Genomic DNA, 23,428 nt, shown 5'->3' on the forward strand with positions numbered 1-23,428 from the left:
GTTGGTCGGCGGTCGTTGGTGCGGGTTTGTGTTTTGCTCGTGGCATGGTATCCCCTTACAAGCCTATTCTGGAAATGCTCGTCTTTGGGTTGGGAACCAAATACACACGCTATTGTACAGTCTCCGTACATAGTTGTGTAACGCTTGCTAACAGCCTCAATCGCTGTTGGGGTGACAACCAAACCTATCAGATTGGCACTGGCGTGAATACCATTTATGCTAACCCAACCTATCCTCAAGGGCTTCCCGCAGCTGGCCTCGATATCGCCGCAGGTGGAGCTGGATGTGTTATTTCAAGCGATAAACGTGTTTTCTGTTGGGGCGGGAATCAGTCGGGCGAAATAGGCAATGGAACGACAACGATCGTCGCAACACCAACACATATCAATGTACCAGGGATTACCGAGAAAATCGATTCAACTGGCGCAAGCACATGTGCAGTAAGCGATACAGGCCAAGTTCATTGTTGGGGTAACAATCAATATGGTCAAGTCGGCGATGGGACGACCATCAATCGATCGACACCTAAACTAATCAACCTTGGAGGCCAAGCAACCAGCGTAAGCACTGGTGCCATGCATACTTGTGCCTTGATGACGACTGGTCAAGTTAAATGCTGGGGCAACAACCAGTATGGCCAATTGGGCATCAATTCGACGACGAATGCCACAACACCACAGTTGGTACTTACTATTAGCAATGCAGTCGAACTGCACTCGAATGGTAGCCATACATGTGCCCTGCTGGCATCTGGCGAACTACGCTGTTGGGGTAGCAACAACTATGGTCAGATTGGTAACGGCAATACGATCAATGCAGTCGTTCCTTTTACAATCTTGACTGGAGTTAAATCGGTTGGATTAGGCTTCAACCATTCATGTGCCATTATGGTCGATGGGACGCTCAAATGTTGGGGCTTCAATAGCGATGGCCAATTGGGTAATGGCACAACAACTAACAGCCATTCACCAATAACGATCAGTGGGATTAGTGATCTCAAAACGGTCAGAGGCGGCTTATTCCACACCTGTGCAGCCCAAAAATCAGCCCCGACAATCTACTGCTGGGGTGATAATAGCTATGGTCAGCTTGGCAATGGGACGACCACCGACTCGCTCGTTCCGATGCTGACTACAACCATTGTTCCATAATATGGGCCAGCTCTAGTTCAGTCAGCCTACGCCAATTGCCATGTAAAGTCACTTGGCTCAGATTTAAATCCAAATCTGAGCCAAACCAGTACGCTTATTTTCGGGTAAATGGGAGATAGACGGTATGGGTAGTCGTGGGATGCCAGATCGCCAAACCAAGCGCAGTGTTGCTACCAACTTGTGGGGATAAATATTTTTCTGTAAGGCAGACTAAACTTCTACAAAAACTTCGATAATATTTGCAACACACCTCAATCCGCTGATCAATCTTTCTAAAGCCTCTATAGCCAGCAACAATCCACCCTGTTCGTTCGATAGTGAGGGCGGATTGTTGCTGGCTGGTTGTGTATTTATAACTGAGAGGTGCTTACAGATCTTTTTTGCGTCGAGCGAAGATGCTTTGGATGCCAATAAAGATCAGCGTTAGCATACCGACGCAAATCCGTGTCCACCACGAACTCAACGTACCATTGTACTGGAGGATGGAGATGATCGTTCCTTCGATCAGAATGCCAAACAGCGTACCGATGACGTTGCCAACCCCGCCAGTGAGCAGCGTGCCACCCATTACCACTGCCGCAATAACATCTAATTCAACCCCAGTCGCGAACTGCCCGTAGCCAGCGAGCAGCGAGATGCTAAACACAATTCCGGCTAGGGCCGAGCAAAAGCCGCTGAAGGCATAGACCATGATTTTGGTACGGCCAACCGGAAACCCCATCAAGCCAGCCGATTGTTCGTTGTTACCGATGGCGTACATAATCCGGCCAAAACGGGTAAAGTAGGCAAGGTAAATCGCCACCAGCAAGAGCAGCGGGCCGACGAGGGTGGGAATATAGACATAGGCTTTAGCAAAAAAAGGAATATGGATTGGGGTAAGAGCGAGATACTTGTAAAATGGGTCGGTGATAGTGACCGATGTGAGGCTGATGATGTAGGCAAGACCACGGGCAAAAAACAGACCCATCAGGGTAACGATGAACGGCTGCACTTTGAAAAAATGGATGATGCTGCCCAGTCCAAGCCCAATTGCTGTGCCCATGACCAACATCAGCGGTATAACGACAGCCGCACTGACCCCCAGTTTGAGCAGCGCAGCCGATGCCGCCGTCGTTAGTGCCAACACCCCTCCCACCGACAGATCAATCCCTCCAGTGATAATCACAAAGGTCATGCCGATCCCAACAATCAGCAGGAAACCATTGTTGATAAATAGGTTGAAAAATGCCTGAGGCCGTTGCATAGCAGGATACAGTTGGGAACCAATGATATAGGCCATCAGAAAAATCGTGATTGTCGTAAGCAGCGGGCCATGCCGCAGGACAGAAAGCTTCAGGCGTTGTGTCATGGTGAATCCCTTTCAAAGCGGTGACTCGTAGCGATCCGCCGCTATGGGCGCGGGAGATCCAGTTTCTCGTCTGGTGTGATCACATCCGACTTGTTCTGATTGTCCGCGCTCTTGCTACGGCGTTTCATTAGCCGACGATCGGAATACAACAGGATTACCAGCAGAACCAGCACTGCCCGTCCAGCAAGCAAGGCGTTCGCTGGCACTCCCAGCGCATACATCGAAAGCGTGAATGTCCAGATGACCATCGCGCCGATCACGCTCGCCAGTAGCGAAAAGCGCCCACCAGACAACATTGTCCCGCCCATCACAACGGCCAGAATTGCATCCAGTTCATAGTTAAGGCCATTGTTGTTACCATCGGCACTATGCACGTAGGAGCTAAGGATCAGGCCAGCAAGAGCGCTGCAAAAACCGCTGAAGGTGTAGGCCAGCAGCTGAATATTCTTGGCACTGATACCGCTATAGTAGGTGGCTTTTGGATTAATCCCCACGGCCTCGATGAATAATCCGATCGGGGTCTTGCGCACGCCCACCCAAGCCATGATTGCCACCGCTGCAACAATATAGATCGATACGGGCAGACCCAAGATATAGCCGTTGCCAAACCAAAAGTATGGCGTATAGTAGATTGTGATGATCTGACCGTTGGTAATCAGCTGAGCAATGCCCCGACCTGCAACCATTAATATCAAGGTCGCCACCAGCGGCTGGATCTTGGCCCGCGAAACCAGCAGACCATTCCAAAGGCCACACAACATCCCCGCCGCCAGCGTTGCCAGCACGATGATTCCCAGCGGCGTATTGGTGGCGTTTCTGGTCAGGATCTCATTTGAGACCAGCTTGTCGGTCGGTGCGGGGTTGATCAGAACAGCACCCATAGCCGCCGAGATCGCCATCACAGCCCCAACCGAAAGATCGATACCACCAGTAGCAATCACCAGGGTCATCCCAATTGCCACCAGCATCAGCGGTGCGCCATTATTCAGGACATCGATCAGATTGCCATAGAGATGGCCATCTTGGATAGCGATGCGAAAAAATTCGGGGATAAATAGCGCATTAAATCCAAGGATAACCGACCATGCAGTAAGCACCCAGAACAGTCGGCTTTCCCGAATTCGATTGAAAAAAGCCTTATGGTTCATGCCTCACCTGCCATCGTTTGCATAAGGGTTCGATCACTCACCGCATGGTCATACTCGGCCACTTTTGCGCGGTCGCGCAAGACCACGATGCGGTCGCTGATCCGCACCACCTCTTCCAACTCGGAGGAAATAAAGACGATTGACATACCATCCTTAACTAATTCCAGCACCAACTTTTGAATCTCGGCCTTAGCACCTACGTCGATACCCCGCGTCGGCTCATCGAGGATCAGCAGACGCGGCTGTGTAACCAGCCAGCGGGCAAGGATAACCTTCTGTTGGTTGCCGCCGCTTAAGTTTTTGACCAACTGGTCGGGCGATGGTGTACGAATACCAAGCAGTTTGATGTATTTCTCGGCAATTTCATACTGCTTCTGCGTACTAATAAACCTGAACCAGCCGTAACGGCCTTGCAAGCCAAGGATAATATTTTCGCGAATGCTGAGATCGCCCACAATCCCCTCGGCCTTGCGATCCTCAGGACACAGGGCAACCCCGCGCTTGATCGATTCTCGTGGAGAAAACCGCGTAACTGACTGCCCATCGACCAGCAACGTACCACTATCAGGGGTCGCAATGCCAAAAAGCAGACTTGCCAGTTCGGTGCGACCGGAGCCAAGCAACCCTGCGATCCCGAGCACTTCACCAGTGCTCATGGTCAGATCAAGTGGTTCCAGCATGCCGCTCAAGCCGAGACCGCTGGCATCGATCAGCCGTCCCTCATCGGGCTGGCGCTCGACCCGCGCTTTGTCATGAGCCAGCGCCTGCAATTCGCCGACCACTCGCCCGAGCATTTTGGCCACTAGTTCAACCCGTGGGAGATCGGCGATATCGAAGCTGCCAACGAAACTCCCATTGCGCAGAATAGTCACCCGATCAACGATTTCGTACACTTGATCTAAGAAATGTGTGACAAATACAATCCCGATGCCCGCCTGCTTGAGTGTCCGCATGACTGCAAAAAGCCGCGCAGTTTCGTTGACATCCAAGCTTGAGGTTGGTTCATCCAAGATTAGAACTTTGGCCGAGGCAATCTCAAGGGCGCGGGCGATCGCAACCATCTGTTGGATCGCGATCGAGTAGATTCCGAGCGGCTGGGTTACATCCAACTCGATACCGAGTCGCGCTAGTGCTTGGCGAGCCAGTTCATTCATCTTTTTCCAGTGGATACCGCCAAAGCGCCGTGGCTCGTGGCCGAGCATAATATTTTCGGCGACAGAAATATTGGTGCAAAGATTAATCTCTTGATACACCGTGCTGATACCAAGCTCCTGAGCATGCTGCGGAGATTTGATCCGGATAGCCTTATTTTCCAGCTCAATGCTGCCCGTGTCGGGATGCTCCACACCAGTGAGAATTTTGATCAGGGTAGATTTGCCAGCACCGTTCTCGCCCATCAGGGCATGGATCTCGCCTTTTCTCAGCGTAAAATCGACACCTTCGAGGGCGACGACCCCGGGAAATGCTTTGGAAATACCTTTGACGGTGATAAGATTCTGCGGATCAGCCATAACGATCACTCGCCTTTCCCATAGCGCCGATTGACCTCGCTGGGGGAGCTATCGATTCTCCCCCAGCAGCGTTTGGCGGCTAGTATTTGCGCGTTGGCAACAGCTCTGCGGCGTTTTCTGGATAGTAGACCGTTTCATTGGTGATTACTTCTGGCTCAACTGGCTGACCATTCATGAGCTTCAGTGCCAGTTCGAACACCTGTGGGCCAAGCAATGGGTTACATTCAACGTCAGCTTGGAACCAGCCATCAACCATAGCCTGGAAGCCCCCGCGTGTACCGTCCACCGACACAATCTTGAGATCGCCAGGTTGGACACCAGCTGCCTTGAGGACTTCGATCGCGCCGATGCCCATATCATCGTTGTGGATAAATAAACCCTGAAAATCTTTGCCGGGGGTGTATTTTTTCAGCAGCGCCTGCATCACAGGGACGGCCTCAGCCCGAGTAAAATTACCAGTCTGCGAGTCGAGGATGGTGATATTGGCATTGAGTTTGTTGCGCAAACCCTTGGCTCGCCCGACTGCGGCACCGGAGCCAGTGGTTCCCGACAGTTCGAGGATCACGCCGCCGTTTGGCATCATCTTGTTGAACTCTGCGGCAGCCCGCTCGCCTTCCAACACCATATTGGAACCGATGTGGGTGCTATACAGAGATTTATCGGCGCTCACGCTGCGGTCAACAATAATCACTGGAATTCCAGCATTCTTGGCCTCGGTCAGAACAGCATCCCAGCCATCCTCAACCACTGGTGGCAGTGCAATCACATCCACGCCCTGCTGGATACAGGCTCGCACAGCTGAGATCTGATTCTCTTGTTTCTGTTGGGCATCGGAGAAGACCAGTTGCTTAATTCCAAGGGTTGCCGCTGTTTCTTTGATCGAGGCGGTATTGGCGGTGCGCCAGTCGCTTTCAGCCCCAAGCTGCGGATAGCACAGCACCATATCGCTGTAGGTTTTGGCTCCCGTCGCTGGTGCGTCTGCCGGAGCAGTGGGTGTATCTTGGGCACCACAACCGACTAGCCCAATGATAACCAGCAGCGCCATCAGACGCGTAGCGAATGATCGTGAAATGCTCATGGAACGTCCTCCTTAGAGAAAACCTAGCTAGCAAACCGTCGTTATCGGCGAGAAAAAGTCTTACTGAATGTTGCCTAGCGCCTCGCCAGGCACGGCGTGATACGCGGTACGCAACCTGTGCGAACCTAAGAATGATTTGATTAGTCACGCGGACTTCATGGCTCAAAAGGGTTTCAACGGTGGGAGGAAATTACCTAATATTTGCGCCTAGGCAATTCCTGTGCGGCGGTATCCTGTCGGTATACGCCCTCGATCGGCTTGATCCATTTCTCGACTGGTGTATCATTGGCCAAGTGTAGCGCTGTCTCGAAGAACAGTGGGCCAAGCAGCGGGTTGCACTCGATTGTGGCGTTCAGCTTGCCAGCAATCATCGCTTCGAAGGCGGCTCGCACCGCATCAATCGAAACAATCTTGATATCGATGCCAGGCTGTAGCCCATATTCCTCAATGGCCTCGATTGCACCAAGCGCCATGTCATCGTTCTGAGCGAACACACCGTCGATGCTGCGGCCATGCGTTCGCAGCAACGCTGCCATTTCTTCTTTGCCACGGGCGCGAATGAAATCGCCAGACTGGCTGTCGAGCACCTGCAGACCAGGATATTCCCGCAGGCATTCCTGAAAGCCAGTACCTCGCCCGATCATCGGTGCAGATCCTTGGGTGCCTTCCAAGATGACGATCGACCCTTGGCCATCGAGCAGTCTGGCCATCTCGCCACAGGCTCGCCGACCCTCTTCAACAAAGTCCGAGCCGATTCGCACACTGTAGAGATCGTCTGGTACATCGGCGTTGCGATCGAGCAGAATCAGCGGGATGCCAGCCTGTTTCACCTCGGCAAAAACCTCGTCCCAGCCCGTCTCAACCACTGGCGAGACTCCGATGACATCGACACCTTGGGCAATAAATGAACGGATGGCCTTGATCTGGTTTTCCTGCTGCTGCTGGGCATCGGAAAGATCCAATTCGACACCAAGCTGGTTGGCCGTATCTTGGATCGAGCGCGTGTTGGCGGTGCGCCACTCGCTTTCGGCTCCGATTTGAGCAAACCCGACAACCAACTCAGGATAGGTTTTGGTCTGAACATCGAGTGGGGATGCTGTCGCTCCGCTGGCGCTAGGTGAGGAGCCGCCGCACGCCGCCAGAGTCCACACCATAGACAGTGCGATAACGCGGCGGTAGAGTGCAAGGGCTTTCATTGGGGAGCGCCTCCTTTGGCGATTTCCAGACCAGACGTGGTCGGTAAACTGATCGATGGGCTACTGTGGTTAGTATAGCAGTTGGGCGGGAGCGAACAAGCCTTATTCCTACGCAGAATATCTGCTATTTTAACGATTTTTTACCGATCGCAGTGTCTAGTTTTTTAGCCTAGTGTTTGATTTTTTACGATCATCGCCCTAAGGAGTAGCAAGTGCCAGCGGCAATTGAGCGACGCTTCCACGCTGCCGTGGGATGATCAGCGCCACACATGTACCACGTCCATGTTGGCTTTCGATCGACAGCCCATAGTCGGAGCCATAGTAGAGCTTGATCCGCTGATTGACATTGCTGATGCCATAGCCATCCTCAACGACCTGCATAGCACCTGTCATCCAGAGGTTCCCCGCCGCCAGCAGCTCCCGCACATGGGCGAGCCGTTCTTGAGTCATCCCAATACCGTTGTCTTCGACCTCGATTCGCAACCGATCACCATCGAGCCAGCGGCCACGCACTACAATCATGCCACCATTGCGCTTGTTCTTGATCCCGTGGTAGAGCGCATTCTCTACTAATGGTTGGAGAGTCAACTTGAGCATCTCGCTATTACGGGTGTCATCGGGAATATCGATCTGGTAGTCGAGAATATCACGGTAGCGAATCTTTTGGATCGCCAGATAGCTTTCGATATGGGCGATCTCATCATGAAGCGTGATCCAATCCCGGCCTTTACTAAGCGTGATTCGGAAGAAACGTGACAGCGCCGCAACTAGATCGACGATCTGCGCTGTACGCTTGGCTTCGGCCATCCAGATAATCGCATCAAGGGTGTTGTAAAGGAAATGCGGGTTGATCTGAGCCTGAAGCACTCGCAGTTCAGCCTTTTTGAGATTCTCGTGCTCTTCAAGTTTAGCATCGAGCAATTCTTTGATCTTGCCGACCATAATGTTGAAGCTTAACCCCAACTCAGTGATCTCATCGGCGTTATCGGCGATTACCAGTGCCTCGAGATCCTGACGAGCAATCGTCGTAGTCACGTCGTGCAGCTTCTTGATCGGAACATAGATACTTTTTGAAATCCGCCAAGCAGCAACGATCGAAAAGAGGATCGAAGTCATAATCACAGCTAAGCCACCAATCGCCCAGCGGGTCAGGTCGCTTTGCATGGCCTGATATTGCTGCTGAGTGCGATTAACCTCAAAAAGCGCATACGCCTGCACATTGCCCTCGATCAGCTGAGTGATACTACGGATCTCTTCCATCAGCACCAAATTCTCGGCAAAGGTTTTGTTCTGGGCGATCTGAATGCCGACCTGATCGATCGAACTACGGAGCGTTTGCAGCGTGTGCTGAATAATGCGCAGCTTGACCCGACCTTTTTCCGAACTGGAGTTATCGATCATCTGCTCGATGCGATGGTCAACATCGCCCAAGATCGCATATTGAGTGCCTTGGGCAAACGGTTTCTTACCAGCGATGATCTCCCAGATCTCGGCATCAATCGATGGCTTGATATAACCGTTGATGCTATTGGCGGTGGTAATATTCTGAATAAGCACGTCATATTGGGTCTTGTATTCTAGACCAGGGACAATTAGGAAGACATATGGCACGCTCATTAGGATGACCACCATCAGCAATGCTAGCAGAATTTTATCGCGGATGGAAAGTCGCAGACGAAGCCGAGGAGCCGCAGATCGTTTAGTCAATGCAACTGCGATAGGCGCACGATTTGGCAAATGCTCATCCATCAAAAACATCCTCTCGCAATCTGTTCTCGTTAGGAGTGTCGGCGGAATTCATTGGGTGGTTGCCCAACAACCTTACGAAACACCGAGTAGAAATAGCGCGGGTTCTGATAGCCAATGCGATAGGCGATCTCGCTGGCGGTCAGCGAGGTTGAACGCAGCAGTTCGATGGCTTTGCGAATGCGGACATGGGTCAAGTAGTCAATAAAGGTCTCGCCCACCTCGCGCCGAAAGACAGCACTGAAATAGGTTGGGCTAAGCAACACATGAGCAGCTGCCTGGCTCAGCGACATGGCAGGATCGGCGTAGTTGGCATCGATATAAGCGCGAGCTTTCATGACGATTGCACCACCGTGGAGGTGATCGTGGTCGTATGGCTCGACTTCCACTGGGGGTTCGAAGCTACTGATCTGCGCCAGCGCTTGGGAAAACGATTGGGAGATCAAGCTGAGTCGCTCGGTTGGGTCGCCGCTGCCGATCATAGCCCGACAGCCAATCTGCTCGGCCACGCGCTGGCGCAGGGCAGCGGCCAGCCCATCCGCCCGCTGGATCACGTCAACCCGGGTCTCACCCTTGACAATCAAGATCGTGTCTTCCATACCATGCTTAAAAGCCACAACCGAGCGCGACTCACCCAAACTTGCGGCGACGATCGCATCGATCTGCTGGTAGACGGTATATAGCGGTGCTACTGTGGCACTAGGAGGCATGGCATGCATCACCAACACCTGATACCATGGGGCCAAAAGATCGATTTCAAGGCTGCGTGCTTGTTCCATGAAGTCGGTTATCGAGCTACTACCAGCTACGAGGTCAAGCAAACAGCGTTCGCGCAACACTGGTTGATGGGTGGACATCTGCGCATGGAGCGCATCAAGGTGTTCCCTAGCTTGGCGTTCCTGATCGATCTGGCCAGCGATCTTGCGTAACGCTGCCAGCAGATCTTGGGCAACAATGGGTTTCAGCAGATACTCAGTAACCCCGATTTGGATTGCTTCCTGAGCGTAGCGAAACTCATCATGGCCGCTGAGGATCATGATCTTCGTCGTTGGCAGCGTCTCCTTCAGAATTCGACAGAGCTGTAGGCCATCCATAAACGGCATCTTAATATCAGTAATCACGATATCAGGCCGTCGCTCACGAATAATTGGGAGGGCAATTTCACCATCGGAAGCCTCGCCGCAAAACTGATAGCCCGCCGCTGCCCAGTCAATCGCGTCGCGAATCCCTTCGCGGGCTATGATCTCGTCCTCGACTAAAAAAACTTTGTAGTTCATCGTTGCGCCTCTCATGCATCGTCGCACGATCATCGTCGTCTAGCGCCTCAGATATTTAACCACAAAGCATACACGAAAAATACTATTTTTGAAACTAACCTTACCGAGCCAGCCTGAGATCATTAATGTGCTACGGTAGCACGCTTCCCACGCTCCTGCCATAATCAGTAGATCGGCCATAGACATCCATTAGCCTAAATCCTATTTGCCCGAGGATGTCCATAGCACGGACATGCTCAGGCAAATAGGATTATGTCAATTTAATAATGCGATGTATTATTGATTAAGCGTTACAAATGGCATAAACACCACACTTGGGGACTGATTATTGGCTGGGGCTGTCCAAGCGCGAGAACCTTCGGTATTGCCATTAATATCAACTGCTCGCACAATAATGGTTGTTTCAGGCGCTACTTCAAATGGTTGGCTATAGCGTGTCCACGTTGTTTGGCTAGGCAAACGATACTCCAAGCCACGCACCCCTCGGTCATCAGTAGCACTCAGGGTTGCCAGCCACATCAGCTTAGTTTGAGTAAACCCAACCGTCGAAACAGGCGCTTGCTGATCGGTAAAATCAAATGAAGCCTGCGCTAAATTGTTCGCTAAAGCTTGTTGCCCCGCAATTGAAGGGTGATAGTAATCGGCGGTGATCAGGGTTGGCGAAATCGGCGAGTTAAACAACAGGTTTTGGTCAAAGCGGCAGCGCAAATAATTGTTACAAACTTCACTCAATTGGGTGTTGTAATCAACAATTCGTTGGCGAACGCGTTGGCGACGCTCCACATCGGCAGGTGCAGTCGATTCAGGGTTCGCAAACATCGATTGACAAACACTAAATTGGCCCCAAATAAACCGCGCAGTCGAGTTATCCTTAAACGTCTGCCAGACCTGGAAGATATCAGGAACGCTGGCGACAAAAACCCGAACCTCAGGTTCATTGGTGGTTAATTGATTTAAGCCATTCGTGATCTGAGTGCGATAATCAGTCACGCTGGTCATCGCTCCTTCGCTCGAGCGACAAATATCGTTTGCCCCCATCAAGATTGTGGCATATTGGGCGTTGGCTGGCTCAGCACCATTGACTTGGCCAACCAAGGCGGTCATGCTGGCACCGCTCACCGCCGCATTGGTCGCGGTAACACTCCCCGTTGCCGTGCGAATCCGCTCAGTCAAACTATTAACTTCTGGGCTTGTGCCAGTTGCCCAGCTATATTGGGGCTTATCACCAATCTCGGCAATATTGCCATCAGCGAGGAAAGCTCTGGTAATCGAATCACCAAAGGCAACCACCCGTTGGGGATAACCTACAACCGCAGGATCAATCACATCACCTGCCGGCTGGGCAGATGTTTGACCAATACTGGCAACCACCAAACCTACCAATAATCCGATCGTTATTCGACGCATACAGAATCCTCATATCCAACTCAGAATTGAGTTGACTACATAGTACTTTAGCAAGCTTTTGCGCCCCCAAGGAGCAGATTGATGGCAGATTAACGGCAAACTTGCAGCAGATTAACGGCAACCTGAACGCTCCTAGCAAAATAGGGCGTACATCCCAAGTGTCGTAGGCTTGGAAGATACGCCCTAGTTGGCATCGTTAATGAATGATCTAGCCTTGTTTGAAACAGACGCTTTCACTACCTTCGATCATTTGCAGAGCAAATTGGGCTGAGGTAAACGAAGCTTGCGCCACAAGTTGTTGCATCGCAGCGGCAAGTTGAGCCAAACCTACGACTGCATAGGCTTCGTTCTGCCAAGGAATGCTCGTAACAACTTGGTTGGTTTCGGCTCCACTAGCATCACGTAGTTGTTTATGCAAACTAGGATATTGCTGTGTCGCTGGATCAAAGCCAAAGTGCATGGTTTCAGCATGCAGTTTGAAGTTTATACTGGCTAAATCGCCAGCAAACAAACCAATCAGCACACTATCGGCCAAGGTTTCTAGCCGAATTTGATCGATTTTTGCCTCGGCTGCATCGCACGCTTCGATAATGATATTTGGCCAGCCTGCCACAACTGCCGAGCGCAGGATAAAGCCAGTTACGGTTGGCAGACCTCCTAGCAACGTCGGTAGATCAAGTGCTTGCTCATGGGTTAAATCGCCCGTCGTCGCGCGGCCAATGCTTAATGCTCCATCAAATAAGCAGGCCAGCCAATTTGGATCAAGCCGAAAGAAGCGAATTGACTCATTTGGCAACATGGTTTCATCGGGCACAAGGTAATTGAATGGTACGCCTTGCAATTGTGCTAGCCCCTTGAACCATGCTTGAACATCAGCGGGAGCAGCGGTTGCTAGGCTGCGGCTTTGTAAACGCTGCGGCTGAAAACGGGCAGTTGGCGTATTTTGGCTCTTCTTTTGTTGAATTTGCCCACGCTTCCAAGCATACAAACTGGTTGAAATTTGCTTGGTCTGCAACACCATCAAGCGCCCCAATTCCCACGCCGCTGCATACGAAACATCAAACATGCCAGTAGTTGCATCGTAGACCAGTAAACTATCGGCAGCCAAAGCGGGTAAAGGCAGTTGGGCAGTATGGTGGCCTACGCCCAACGGCCCACGATACCACGAGATCGATTGATTGGCTTGGCGCATGCTGTGCGGCAAAAGCGCATAGCCTTGGGCGGCATAACGTTCAGCCAAGGGATTGGTATTGGGAGCAAGTCGCAAATTACTGGGATTATGATTCAAGCCAAGCATCAGATCAGCAAATTGCTGTTGGGCAGCTGGTGGCGAAGCAAACCGCCAACTGCTCAGCACCACCAAGCGAATCAGATCTGAATCGCTGGCTTGTTGGAAATCGAAGCCAGCACTGGTATAGCGATTTTCCAACGAAACCAGAAACACGGTATTAATCTGATTCGGGCCGGGCAAGCGATTACCCAAAATCACCGCTCGCTCCTGTCCGGTTGGCGTGCCATCGTCGCTAATTGCTTGGCGAATATGGGCTTGATAGCCCAAATCGGCATTGCTAGGCAATAGATCGGCCAATAATTGCTTGGCGACATCGATTACTAACACTCGATCATTCGTGGTTTGGCCTGGCTCAAGCGTGAAGCTGGGGAATTTCACCCCAGTATTGACCGATTGCTGCAAATCGCCCAAGGTCATGGTTTGGGCAACTGGCGTTTCATCAGCAGTAAACATCAACAGGCTTAGCCACGGCAAATCTTCATTGTTCGAGTCAGCTTGACGTTCCCACGGCAAGGTCGAACGATTCAAAATCAGGTGTGGCAAAATCGTCGAGTGATCGCTCAGGCTGCCGTCAGGTGGGTAGACTGCATAAATATCCTTGGGATCAAGGCTAAACCGCTCGCCTGCAACCTGAAAATTGCGCGTTGTGCTAAACACTGTCTGCGGAATTTTAGGCTGTGATGGCTCGTTGGTCGAAATTTGATGGGTTACGACAACCTGATACAAACCAGTTTTGAGGCTGGGCTGATGAAATTGGCTAAATTGCAGTTTGTCGTTGGTTACTTCTATTGGATCTGCCATCGGTGTATCCTCAGCAATTACAAGTTTTCATCAGCGTAACTACCAACTTGCGGCGCAATCACATAACTTTGCGCCAAGCTCGCTTGCAGATTGATCGGGCAATCCAGCCCAAAGGCAGCCAGTAAACTCTCACGGGTGGCACTTGGCTCCTGCGCATTTAGGGTTGTGCTAATCGTGGTGCGTCGTTGGGCATCATCAGCAGTTTGGGCCACAAATGGTCGATCAGCTTGCCAAGCAAAACCATCGGCTACGGTTTGGGTGTTGTATTCCAAGTAGCTTTGGTTGATGGCACTGGTGCTGCCAGGTGCTGGTGGTTGCTGAGGCCGAATTTCAAAGCCAGCAATTGCATTCGGCAAAATTGGAGCACTCTTCAAGTTGGGTTGAAATTCAGTGCCCCACAAGGCGTTGGGCATACCTTTGGCAATTGGCGTAAGCGCAAAATCGTGCTCAAACGACACACCATTATGGGTAATTTGAATAATCTGATGCGAGGTTAGGCTGCTTGGAGCCACCGCCATTGGAGCTACCCCGACATTCAGAGCGTAGCTTGAACCAAAATTGACCGCAGTTTGGCCAAAGCTAGCACTGGTGGTTGGAATCAAGCTGTTGGTGGTGAGCAAAAAGCTTGAGGGATTGATCACCCAATCGCAGGTTGGATCGCCTTGTGGCGTTTGCACCAAGCCTGATCCAACCGCGACCCCACAAACCGCCGTTGGATCAGGCAAGAATGAGCTATTAAAGCTCGTCCAATCGATCGGTTTGGGAGTTTTGGCGGCGGCAGCCCCAAAGCTAATATCAAAACTAATAATATCGAGGTCGATTCGCGCTGTGCCCGAGAAATCTGGCCCCCAAATATGCAAATCGGCTCCCACATCGGCTGTGATATGGTGAGTACCAAATAAATGGAAAGTATACGATACCCCTATATCAACGCTCAAACGGGCATCATAATGATAGGGCTTCCAGCCAAGCAAGAAATCGGCAGCAGCATTAAACCATGCTTTTAGGTTGCCGCTCTGCCAGGTTGCTTGCAAACTACCACCAGCCATCAACAACGAGCCAGTCAAGGCAAAATACATTCCGCCTTTGAGAATCAGCGAGCTATCAATTTGCCAATTGAAGCCAAGCCGTGGCACTTGCGGATAATGCGGCGGAATCGTAAAGCTGGGATGATAACCACCCAAGGTCAGCACAAAATCGCCAGCATGCTCTTTGGCAAACCAAGCATAGAAGGCAAATCCGCCAGTCAGATGGCAGCTACGCGAGAGCAAATATGAAGCTGAAGTCAATTGTGCTCGCACACCCAAAAAGCCCTGATCGGGGATGAAGCTCGCCACCAAGGCCATTTGAATTTCGGCCAAGGGGCTGATGGTGCTGGCTAAATCGGGAGTAGGAATAATCGCGGTTGAAAGCCCGAGCAAATCAACCTCGAAATGTTGGCCAAACGAGACCGTCAGCAAGGCAAACGAATCGATCAAGCGGAATGAGTTGAAGCGAATCCCAGCGGTCAAGAACATTTCGCCAATTGAAGGCGGAATATACTGGCGCAGTAGAGCTAACTCAGTTTGGATCGTTTGTTGCGGATCGCTATTGACCGTCGATGGCGGCCCACTGATCGCCTCAGCTACCAAGGGGAAACTGGCAATTTGCTCTATCGGTGGCACAATCAGGCTACGATTATAGCCAAAGCCTGCACTCAAGCCCGTAACAAAGAAGAAGGCCGGGCCGCCCAGTGGAAAATCAAGCACCGCATACACAAACAACGAAGGATGATCATCAAGATAGGCATATGAGCCAATCGCCCCAAGGCTGAATTGTTTGACTCGCAGCGTGGCCATGCCATCATATTCATCGTAGGTTTTACCTTGATTGGAAACCGTGGTATGCACAAATGCGCCGCCAATTTCCACCACTGCATTGCGATAATCCAAGCCTAAGCCTTGAATGCGAAAACTTGGACTAAATACATTCAACGGTGAGCCAAAGCCCAAGCCCTCAACCGTCAGGGTTAAGCCAGCCGCTGTGAGCGAGGCATCAAGCAAAAACCACAAGGTTGAATCTTGATATTGCACGCCGATGCGTTCAAAGTAGACAGGACCAAAGCCTTTTTTAACATCGAACCATTTGGCACTGGCATTGCTGGTCACCACGCTGGTGGTGCTGGTTGGTGGCGTTGGCGGCGTAACTGTACTACTATCGCCAGCCAGCGGCATGCTCAAGGCTTGGGTCGAAGTACCAAAATCAATCAAGGCCGAGACGGTAATGCCTTCGACCAACGGGCTAGGCAAGGCTAAAATGTGTTGAGTTGCCAACACCGTATTCAACTGGCTCACCACGGTGGCGGGGAAATCCAGCGAGGCGATCAACACTTGTAAATCTTGGACTGCCAAGGTTTGATTGCTTGGGAAGGCCTTGCCGACTAATGGTAAATCGGAGAGATTCAAGCTGGCTGCTAAATCGAAGCCAAAAGCAAAGCGGGTTTGGGTATCTTGTTGATAAGCAAACAGCACATCCTTGAGATCAATCGTGAGGCTTTCGGGAATGTAGGCGGCCACATCAGTCGAAACAAACCCAAGCAACTCCTTAACACTGATACTGGCTTGATCGCTGGTATGACTATAGGTCGCGATAAACAAGTTTGAGTTGGGATCGCTGGCAAATTGCAGCGTAAAGATTAAGCTGCCGATTTTCAGCGTACCACCGAATTTGGTGGTATAGCCTTGTTGCGTATGAAGAACATCAATCGTAACAGTTATGTCGAGTTCTTGATTATTGATCGGAAACTTAGCTTCACAGGCAAAGTTAAAATCATAGGTATCGCTGGCAAAGCGAATATAGATTTTCTCAAGGGTCAGTTCGGCAATCGGCTGAGGGATCGTCGATGGCGCACCGCTGAATGATTCAACAATTGCACTAATCAAATGACCAATTTGCATTGGCTTAATCGAAGCATCATCGATATACAACAGACTATTACTATCGGTTGCGTCAAGCGTGCGGCCTGTAAATACCCATGCACCATCTTCGTAATCAACACTCACATCAAACGGTGCATCAGCAAAAATCAGCAAGGTCTCGCCAAACCCAGTCACCGAGTCAGTTTTTTGAGTGATTTGCAGTGCGATCCCACGCAATCCCAAGGCGACCGTCCCAATATACATCGTCCAATCAGTATCGATCTCCATGAAAAAATCGTAGTAGCCTTGGCTTGGCACGGTGCTAACTTTCAGTTTGCTAATGGCCAAGGCTGGAAAGCTAGCGGGATTACCAAAATATAGCGTGATCAAGGCCGCCAAATCGATTGGAGTGCTCGAATCAAGCTGGCCAAAGAAGCCAAAATCAGGCAAAAAGACTTGGAGATTAAAGCGCAAACCTTGGATTGTAATATGCCCAAGCATGGCAACTGTCCGCAAGCGTAAGGCATAGGGATTGAACTGAACTGATACCTGATCGATTGAAACTTCGCTTAAACCCAGGGCATTCAGGCCTGATTGAATGCTTGCTTGTAAACTGCTCCCACCAACAATTCCGGCCATTGTATCGAGGCTGGGCACAAGATTGCCGTTATTTGGCACAACCAACAACTGCCAATTTTCTTGCCCCAACAGCCCAATTTCAATGCGATATGGCTGATCAAGCACCAATGTGCCATGGATATTGCCCTGCAGTTGATAGACCCAACCAAGCCGAGGATCAAGCACAGTGCTCGTTTGGAGGGTGATCCCAACCCCAGTAATCGCCACCCATCCTTCAATAATTGTCCAGGTTGTATTGAGATCAGAAGTAATCGTAAAGATCGTTGGCACAGCCAGATTTGGACCAAGCGAAAGGTTGGTTGTCGAAAGTGGCCCTGACTGAAATTGATCAAGCAATGGCAGGAAGGGGGTTAATTGCCCACCACTTACGACATTTGCTAAAGTTGCTAGCGCCACAACACTATTAGCATTGGCAGCTTGTTGCCAATCGATTTGCAAACTAGCTGGGTTGAACGTACCATCAAGCGCTAATTGCAACGATTGATCAATCGCTAAAACTCCATTGGCGGTGAGGGTTGCCGTAATTGTTGTCGCTTGAGTATAGGTAATCAGTACATGCTGAACATGCACAAGTTCACCATTTGTTCCAGGCACAGGCCAATCAAGTGCGACGTTACCCGTCACCGTTAACGTTGTAGTAGGATCGTCTGGGGCAATAACTGGCTGGGTTATTAACAATTGCCCTGATGGCAACAGACTAATAAATGTTGCCAGACTCGGATCAGTTGCCAAGGCTGGAGTCAGAGCAAGCTGATCAGTTTGGACGGCAGCCAAGAGACTGCTGCGCAATTCACTAAGGGTTGTCATCAGCATGGCTCCTAATAGCTTTTGGCTTGATTAACATTTCGATAAACCAGATTGTAGAAACCAGCAACAAACGGCGTAGCATTCACAACCGCTTGCGTTGCCGTCGCAACATTACCAGTGTAATTTGCTAAGGTTAATGTTTTCCCCGCAATTGCCCGAATACTAAAGATATTGCCGTTCATATAAATCATCGCTGCAATCCCCGCAGCCAATGCAGCATCGGGAGCATTCATGCCATTAGCAGTTGCGACATTAAATAGCCAATCCATCATTGGGTCCGTTTGAATCGTTGCTGTAAATACTCCAAATATCCCATTAGTTTGCAGTGGGACGGCGCTAATGCTTTGGGCAACCGCCATCATGGCAGCTTGGGCAACGGTCGCGGTATTGGTCTTTCTAGCCCCAAAGGCCGCAGCAATCGCATAGCCAACATTCGGCAAAACAATCGCATTGGCAATCGTAGCCGCACCATTGCGCATAGCGACCGCAGCCTGAGCCGCAGCCTGAGCCGTCGGCTGGGAAGCTCCACCGTTAGCGCCATTAATTGCGGCTTGCTCAATTTGAGCAGCACCAAGATTCGTAAAGGCTGCCCCGATAGCTTCAGCACTCCCATAGCCAATCTCTCTAATCCGATCACCATTGTCAATCAGGCTGATCGCTTGGGCGATCGCAGCAGCGTTGTTGCCAAGTTGAGCTTGGGCGATTGCCGTCTGAATGACCCCAACTCCGCCATGATCAGGGCCAGCCCAAGCGATTGCCGAGGCAATATCAAACCAAGTTTCGTTTGATATTGCGGTTGTTTGACTGACTAGGTCTGGATCGATTTGGATCGTGGTGTTTAATCCAAAGGCTGCCGCTAGCGCAGCCGATATGCCATAAACCGCACCAGCATCGGCAATGGTTGCAGCTTGTAATCCATTGATATTCAGTAATGGAGCAAGCGTGGTAACCAGTGCATCGACGGCACGATAACCATCGCCCACCACCGAATAACCTGATTGAGCTTGGCTAACCTGAATTCGGGTATGACCTGGCACCGCAGCCGGCACAGCTGGCGGATTAGCAGCTAATGATGTTACAACCCCAGCATTAAAAAGGTAGGGTGATGTAAGCATTAAATAGCTTGGAATGGCGTTTTGCGGAGCCAACGGTGGCTGTGGCGGATGCTGCGGTTGGTTATTTTGGTTAATTGTATCGGCATATAAAATTGGCCGCGATTCATAGCCATCAAGCACATTTGCCACCCGTGCCGCCGGGTGTTCAAAACGATTACTGCCACCACTACCCGAATTGGAAATTAAGGCCGTACCTGGCCGCAGGGTATTTAAAAAGAGCCGCGAGGTCGATTTAGCCGAACCATGGTGGCTGGCTTTCATGACCTGCACCCGATTTTGCATCGAATCGTTTTGGTTGAGATAGTTAAGAATTCCATCATAAAAGGGCTGTGGATTTTGGAGTGATTTCCGATTCACCGAGCCATCTTCTTGGGTCGATTCAATATCACCGCCGATGTAATACCGAAAATTACCAAATTGAATTAAAAAGGCTAAGCTTTTGGTATTGTCATTAGCATTTTCATCGCGAGCGGTTTGATTCGCACCAATCCCAAGAAAGCGGTTTTTCTCCGATACAAAGTTCATGCCCCCTGGTTGTTGGACATATTTATTGGCAGCAATACAATGAATCGTTGGCGCATTCACTGGCGGATTCGACTGATAGCCATTCCCAACTTGATCATTGCCCCACATGATTTCTTTGCCAACCAGCCAATTAGCAGGCCAATAGTTATGCCCCCCAAAGGCTTGTTGGTTGGCCTGAGGTGGGATAATCGGGTTCCAATTATTATCGAATGATGTAATTTGAAAGCTATTCACGTCGGCAGTCAGCCGATGAACATTCGGCAAATTTGCCAATTTTGCAAGATACCGCGGATAGAGTTGCTTGAATTCGCCATTCGCATTGGTTTTGCGTGAGGTGAATTTCGGTGTATTGGGTGGTTCACCCTGATCAAAAATTGTCGCATGATCATAGCGTCCGGCCACATTGGTCAGTGAAAGCAAGCCCACAATCCCACCAAAGTGGTCATCATCATAGTGGGTTACCACAATCACATCAACGGTCGGCACGGTCAAACCAGCAATATAGGTATTGACCACATCAGTAGACGAATTTCTTCCACCATCAATCAGCACCGTTTTGGTGGTATTTCCATCAGTTGCAACCACTACGGTTGAATCACCATTGCTGCCAAGATCAATATGGTGAATAGTTAAACTCCATGGCATATGCAACCCTCCTATTGTTTCATAATGTAGCAAAGCGCATAGAAGGGCGGGCGATTTTCGTGGGCTTGGTTGCCACCATTTTCATTGATCACGAGTGAGTGCGCGTGATTGCCAGTCGTATCGGTATTGACACTGCCACGCCAACGTTCATCATTTGGGTCAGCATTTCTGCCGCCACCAAAGCCCATATCAACGGTAGTATCACCCCAAATCCGTCGCCGACGTTTGGCTAAACCATCAGCATCAGTGCCTTCCATCCAATGGTTATGATCACCAGTAACATTGGTCGAGCCACTATGGTTATGACGTGGCATTTGATCAGTTGATAATACGACGGTATCACTGCCGCCCATGAGGCCTACAGGATAGGCAGCGCCAGCCCCAACCACAAAGCGATTACGCAAATCGGGTGTACCGTTTTGGCCATTACACAACACCCAGCCACCAGGCAACGCATTATCCGCCCCCGACCACATATTAATTGTGCCCGAAGGAATTGGGCTGCCATTGAGTGAGCTAGCACCAGGATTGAGCACAATCCCATTAGCCAAACGCACCGTCCCATCATCACCATTAACCACCGCTACCAACAGCCAATTACTTGGAACAAAGAACGATGCTGTGGTATAACAGGTAATTTGGTAGCTCACGGCATTTTCGTTGCCACCAACCGTATGCACTGCATATAAGGCTTCCCACGCCTTGAGTACAATTCCTTCGGCATTGCACGAACGCACTTGGTTATCGTAGACTTGATCGGCGGTAAGATCGCTGGTTGGTTGAATTACATTGACATGGCCAGTTGCAAAAGAAATTGAGCGCTCCATCGAAATTGCAATAAAGCGTTGGCTCCATTTCAAGCGATTATTAATCCCGTTCCAGGTTACGCGCCCGCCGCCAGTAAAGGCAAATTGGGCTTTGGTGTAATCGTTGGCAGCACCACTCAATACCCCAGTTCCAGTATCTAAGCCAGTTCGCGGCGCGGTTGTGCCAATCCCAGTGTTACCACCAGCCTGCAAAAAGAGTCGGCCATCTTTAACGCCCGTTTCAGCGATGTTAAAGCCAGCTTTCCCGCCCCATTTCTGATTAAAATGCCACTTGGTCGCCCCATTCAAATCTTCAAAGCTGACTAATTCTTCCGACGAGGCAATACCACGCACCGCTAAGGCACGAGTTGGGGTATTTGTGCCCACACCAACGCGTTGATTATTCGTCACAATCAACGGGGTTTTGTCGATTGAGACCACAAAGTAGCCATCACGATAGCCTGGCAAATTTTCGTAGAGCAAATAGAGGTTGGCCGCACCACTTGGCAACGACGAAATGATGTTGCTAATGTTCATTTGAATAAAGGCTTCAGCTGCTAACGAGGTTTGGGTGGTGGTAAAAATCCACTCTGCCGATTCAGCGTCTTTGCCGCCAGTCCAGCCATCCAGCGTGATGGCAATTGCATTGACTTGGCTGGTCGTGCCCAAGGCCCAATCACGATGATTTTGGTTATCTTGACTATCGAAGGCGACGATGAAGGTGGTAGGGCTATTGCTGGTGCTTGGGCTAAGCGCCAACGCTGCATCATCAAGCAGGTTGGTGATATGTAAGGTCAGTTGATTCGCAGTCGTGCCATTGTTCAGCACCATATTTGGCCCAACAAAGCCCACATGCAACGGCGGTGTATGCGCACCTTGAGCATTCAGCACCACCAGATTTTGCAAACGGCTGCCAATTAATGGGGTGAGGCTGTTGGCATATTGCAATTGTTGGTAGCTTAATTCGACCCGGGTGTTGCGTGCACCGCTGCTCGCCGAGGCACTAATTGATTGCAGGGCCAAATTCAGGCTTTGGTTGGGGGCCAAACTCCGCGCCTGAGTGCTCAACAAATACAAACTTGTCGTACCATCAACCGCTTGCTCAGTGCTGAGTTTCCAGGTTTGGTCGGTCAGCTTAACTTGGCTCAGCGTCGCCGTCGAGAGCGTGCCAGGCCGAAAATTCAGCACAAAATGATGATTACCCGCTGATGGCGTTTGATCATTGGGCGCAACCACGTTAATGGTGCGCGGCGAGTTATTGCTGATGGTCAAAAAGAGGTTGTAACCTTGAGGATTATCGTCGATGTACAGAATTGAATGACCATCATCATCAAGCAAATTAAAGCCAACTGGATACAAACTATCGAAGGTTGCTGCCGCCGCCGGATCAGCCGCCATCACTTGCAGAATTTCATCAGCCGATAAAGCGCGATTGTAGATTCGTAGGCTGGAGAGTTTGCCGTAGTAGGGAGTTGTATTAGGGCTATATGCGCCAAAGGTTGCTTGGCTTGCAGCCTTAATCGGCAAGGTTTTGCCAGTGGCCTGCGCCCACAAGGTGCCATTGGCATAAATTTGCATCGTGCCGGTGGCAACATCTTTGGTAAAAGCCCAATAGGTCCAGGTGCCTTTGTAATCGCTCGCATTGGCCGCTTGGTTCATGCGATCCCAAGTATTACCATTTGCGCCACAATCGAAATAAACTTGGCCATCACTCCATGGCAAATGCACATTCAGCGAACGCTCATCAGCAGCAGTTAAAGCGGCAATCGCCGAAACACCTGCACCAGGCAAATTTTCTGCGCCATAAGCCCAAAAACTCACGGTGATCGCGTTGCCAGCCGGAATGCTCGCCGGATTCAATTCGAGATAGCCACTGCCATCAAAATCGAGTACGCTACCAAACACGTCATCGGAAACCAGTTGGACTGAGCCATGAGCGATAGCATTGTTATTATTGCCCGAAATATCTAAAACGGTTTGACCCGCGCTTAACGCATCTAATTGCAAATAGACGATTAATCCATCATCAATTGTTGTCAT

At 50.6% G+C, this 23,428-nt stretch carries 13 protein-coding genes; 1 reads left to right on the top strand and 12 read right to left on the bottom strand.

What is annotated here, in order from left to right:
• A partial coding sequence (locus ABEB26_RS24635; RefSeq protein ID WP_486348331.1) for an RCC1 domain-containing protein occupies positions 1–1,151 on the top strand: 1,151 nt, incomplete at its 5' end.
• A 367-nt stretch (positions 1,152–1,518) separates the two neighbouring features.
• On the opposite strand, the gene ABEB26_RS24640 is transcribed toward ABEB26_RS24635, so the two are convergent.
• From ABEB26_RS24640 to ABEB26_RS24695, 12 genes are all read right to left on the bottom strand, one after another.
• Entirely contained in the window at positions 1,519–2,499 is a 981-nt protein-coding gene (locus tag ABEB26_RS24640) for an ABC transporter permease subunit (protein WP_345724746.1), read from the bottom strand.
• Positions 2,500–2,540: 41 nt separating this feature from the next.
• Positions 2,541–3,647, bottom strand: a complete 1,107-nt coding sequence (locus ABEB26_RS24645) for an ABC transporter permease (protein WP_345724747.1) — start codon at positions 3,645–3,647, stop codon at positions 2,541–2,543.
• Positions 3,644–5,158 (bottom strand): sugar ABC transporter ATP-binding protein, encoded by a 1,515-nt coding sequence (locus tag ABEB26_RS24650; protein WP_345724748.1) that lies wholly within the window; start codon positions 5,156–5,158, stop codon positions 3,644–3,646. Before ABEB26_RS24650 ends, ABEB26_RS24645 begins: the two co-directional genes overlap by 4 nt.
• Before the next feature lie 79 nt (positions 5,159–5,237).
• Positions 5,238–6,236 (bottom strand): ABC transporter substrate-binding protein, encoded by a 999-nt coding sequence (locus ABEB26_RS24655; protein ID WP_345724749.1) that lies wholly within the window; start codon positions 6,234–6,236, stop codon positions 5,238–5,240.
• A gap of 194 nt (positions 6,237–6,430) precedes the next feature.
• Entirely contained in the window at positions 6,431–7,432 is a 1,002-nt protein-coding gene (locus ABEB26_RS24660) for an ABC transporter substrate-binding protein (protein ID WP_345724750.1), read from the bottom strand.
• 198 nt (positions 7,433–7,630) lie between these two features.
• Positions 7,631–9,181 (bottom strand): sensor histidine kinase, encoded by a 1,551-nt coding sequence (locus tag ABEB26_RS24665; protein ID WP_345724751.1) that lies wholly within the window; start codon positions 9,179–9,181, stop codon positions 7,631–7,633.
• Positions 9,182–9,210: 29 nt separating this feature from the next.
• Positions 9,211–10,455: a response regulator gene (locus ABEB26_RS24670; protein WP_345724752.1), complete on the bottom strand. Its 1,245-nt coding sequence runs from the start codon at positions 10,453–10,455 to the stop codon at positions 9,211–9,213.
• A gap of 276 nt (positions 10,456–10,731) precedes the next feature.
• Positions 10,732–11,862: an SGNH/GDSL hydrolase family protein gene (locus ABEB26_RS24675; protein ID WP_345724753.1), complete on the bottom strand. Its 1,131-nt coding sequence runs from the start codon at positions 11,860–11,862 to the stop codon at positions 10,732–10,734.
• 208 nt (positions 11,863–12,070) lie between these two features.
• A complete protein-coding gene (locus tag ABEB26_RS24680) occupies positions 12,071–13,954 on the bottom strand; it encodes a hypothetical protein (RefSeq protein WP_345724754.1) in 1,884 nt (627 codons plus the stop codon).
• A gap of 17 nt (positions 13,955–13,971) precedes the next feature.
• The gene (locus ABEB26_RS24685; RefSeq protein WP_345724755.1) at positions 13,972–18,297 is read right to left on the bottom strand and encodes a DUF6603 domain-containing protein; all 4,326 of its coding nucleotides are present in this window, start codon (positions 18,295–18,297) and stop codon (positions 13,972–13,974) included.
• Positions 18,298–18,308: 11 nt separating this feature from the next.
• Positions 18,309–20,582, bottom strand: coding sequence for a ComEC/Rec2 family competence protein (locus ABEB26_RS24690; protein WP_345724756.1), 2,274 nt, complete (start codon positions 20,580–20,582; stop codon positions 18,309–18,311).
• Between the two features lie 11 nt (positions 20,583–20,593).
• A complete protein-coding gene (locus ABEB26_RS24695) occupies positions 20,594–23,428 on the bottom strand; it encodes a LamG-like jellyroll fold domain-containing protein (protein ID WP_345724757.1) in 2,835 nt (944 codons plus the stop codon).

Origin of the sequence: Herpetosiphon gulosus (assembly GCF_039545135.1) — a bacterium.
Lineage (GTDB): Bacteria > Chloroflexota > Chloroflexia > Chloroflexales > Herpetosiphonaceae > Herpetosiphon > Herpetosiphon gulosus.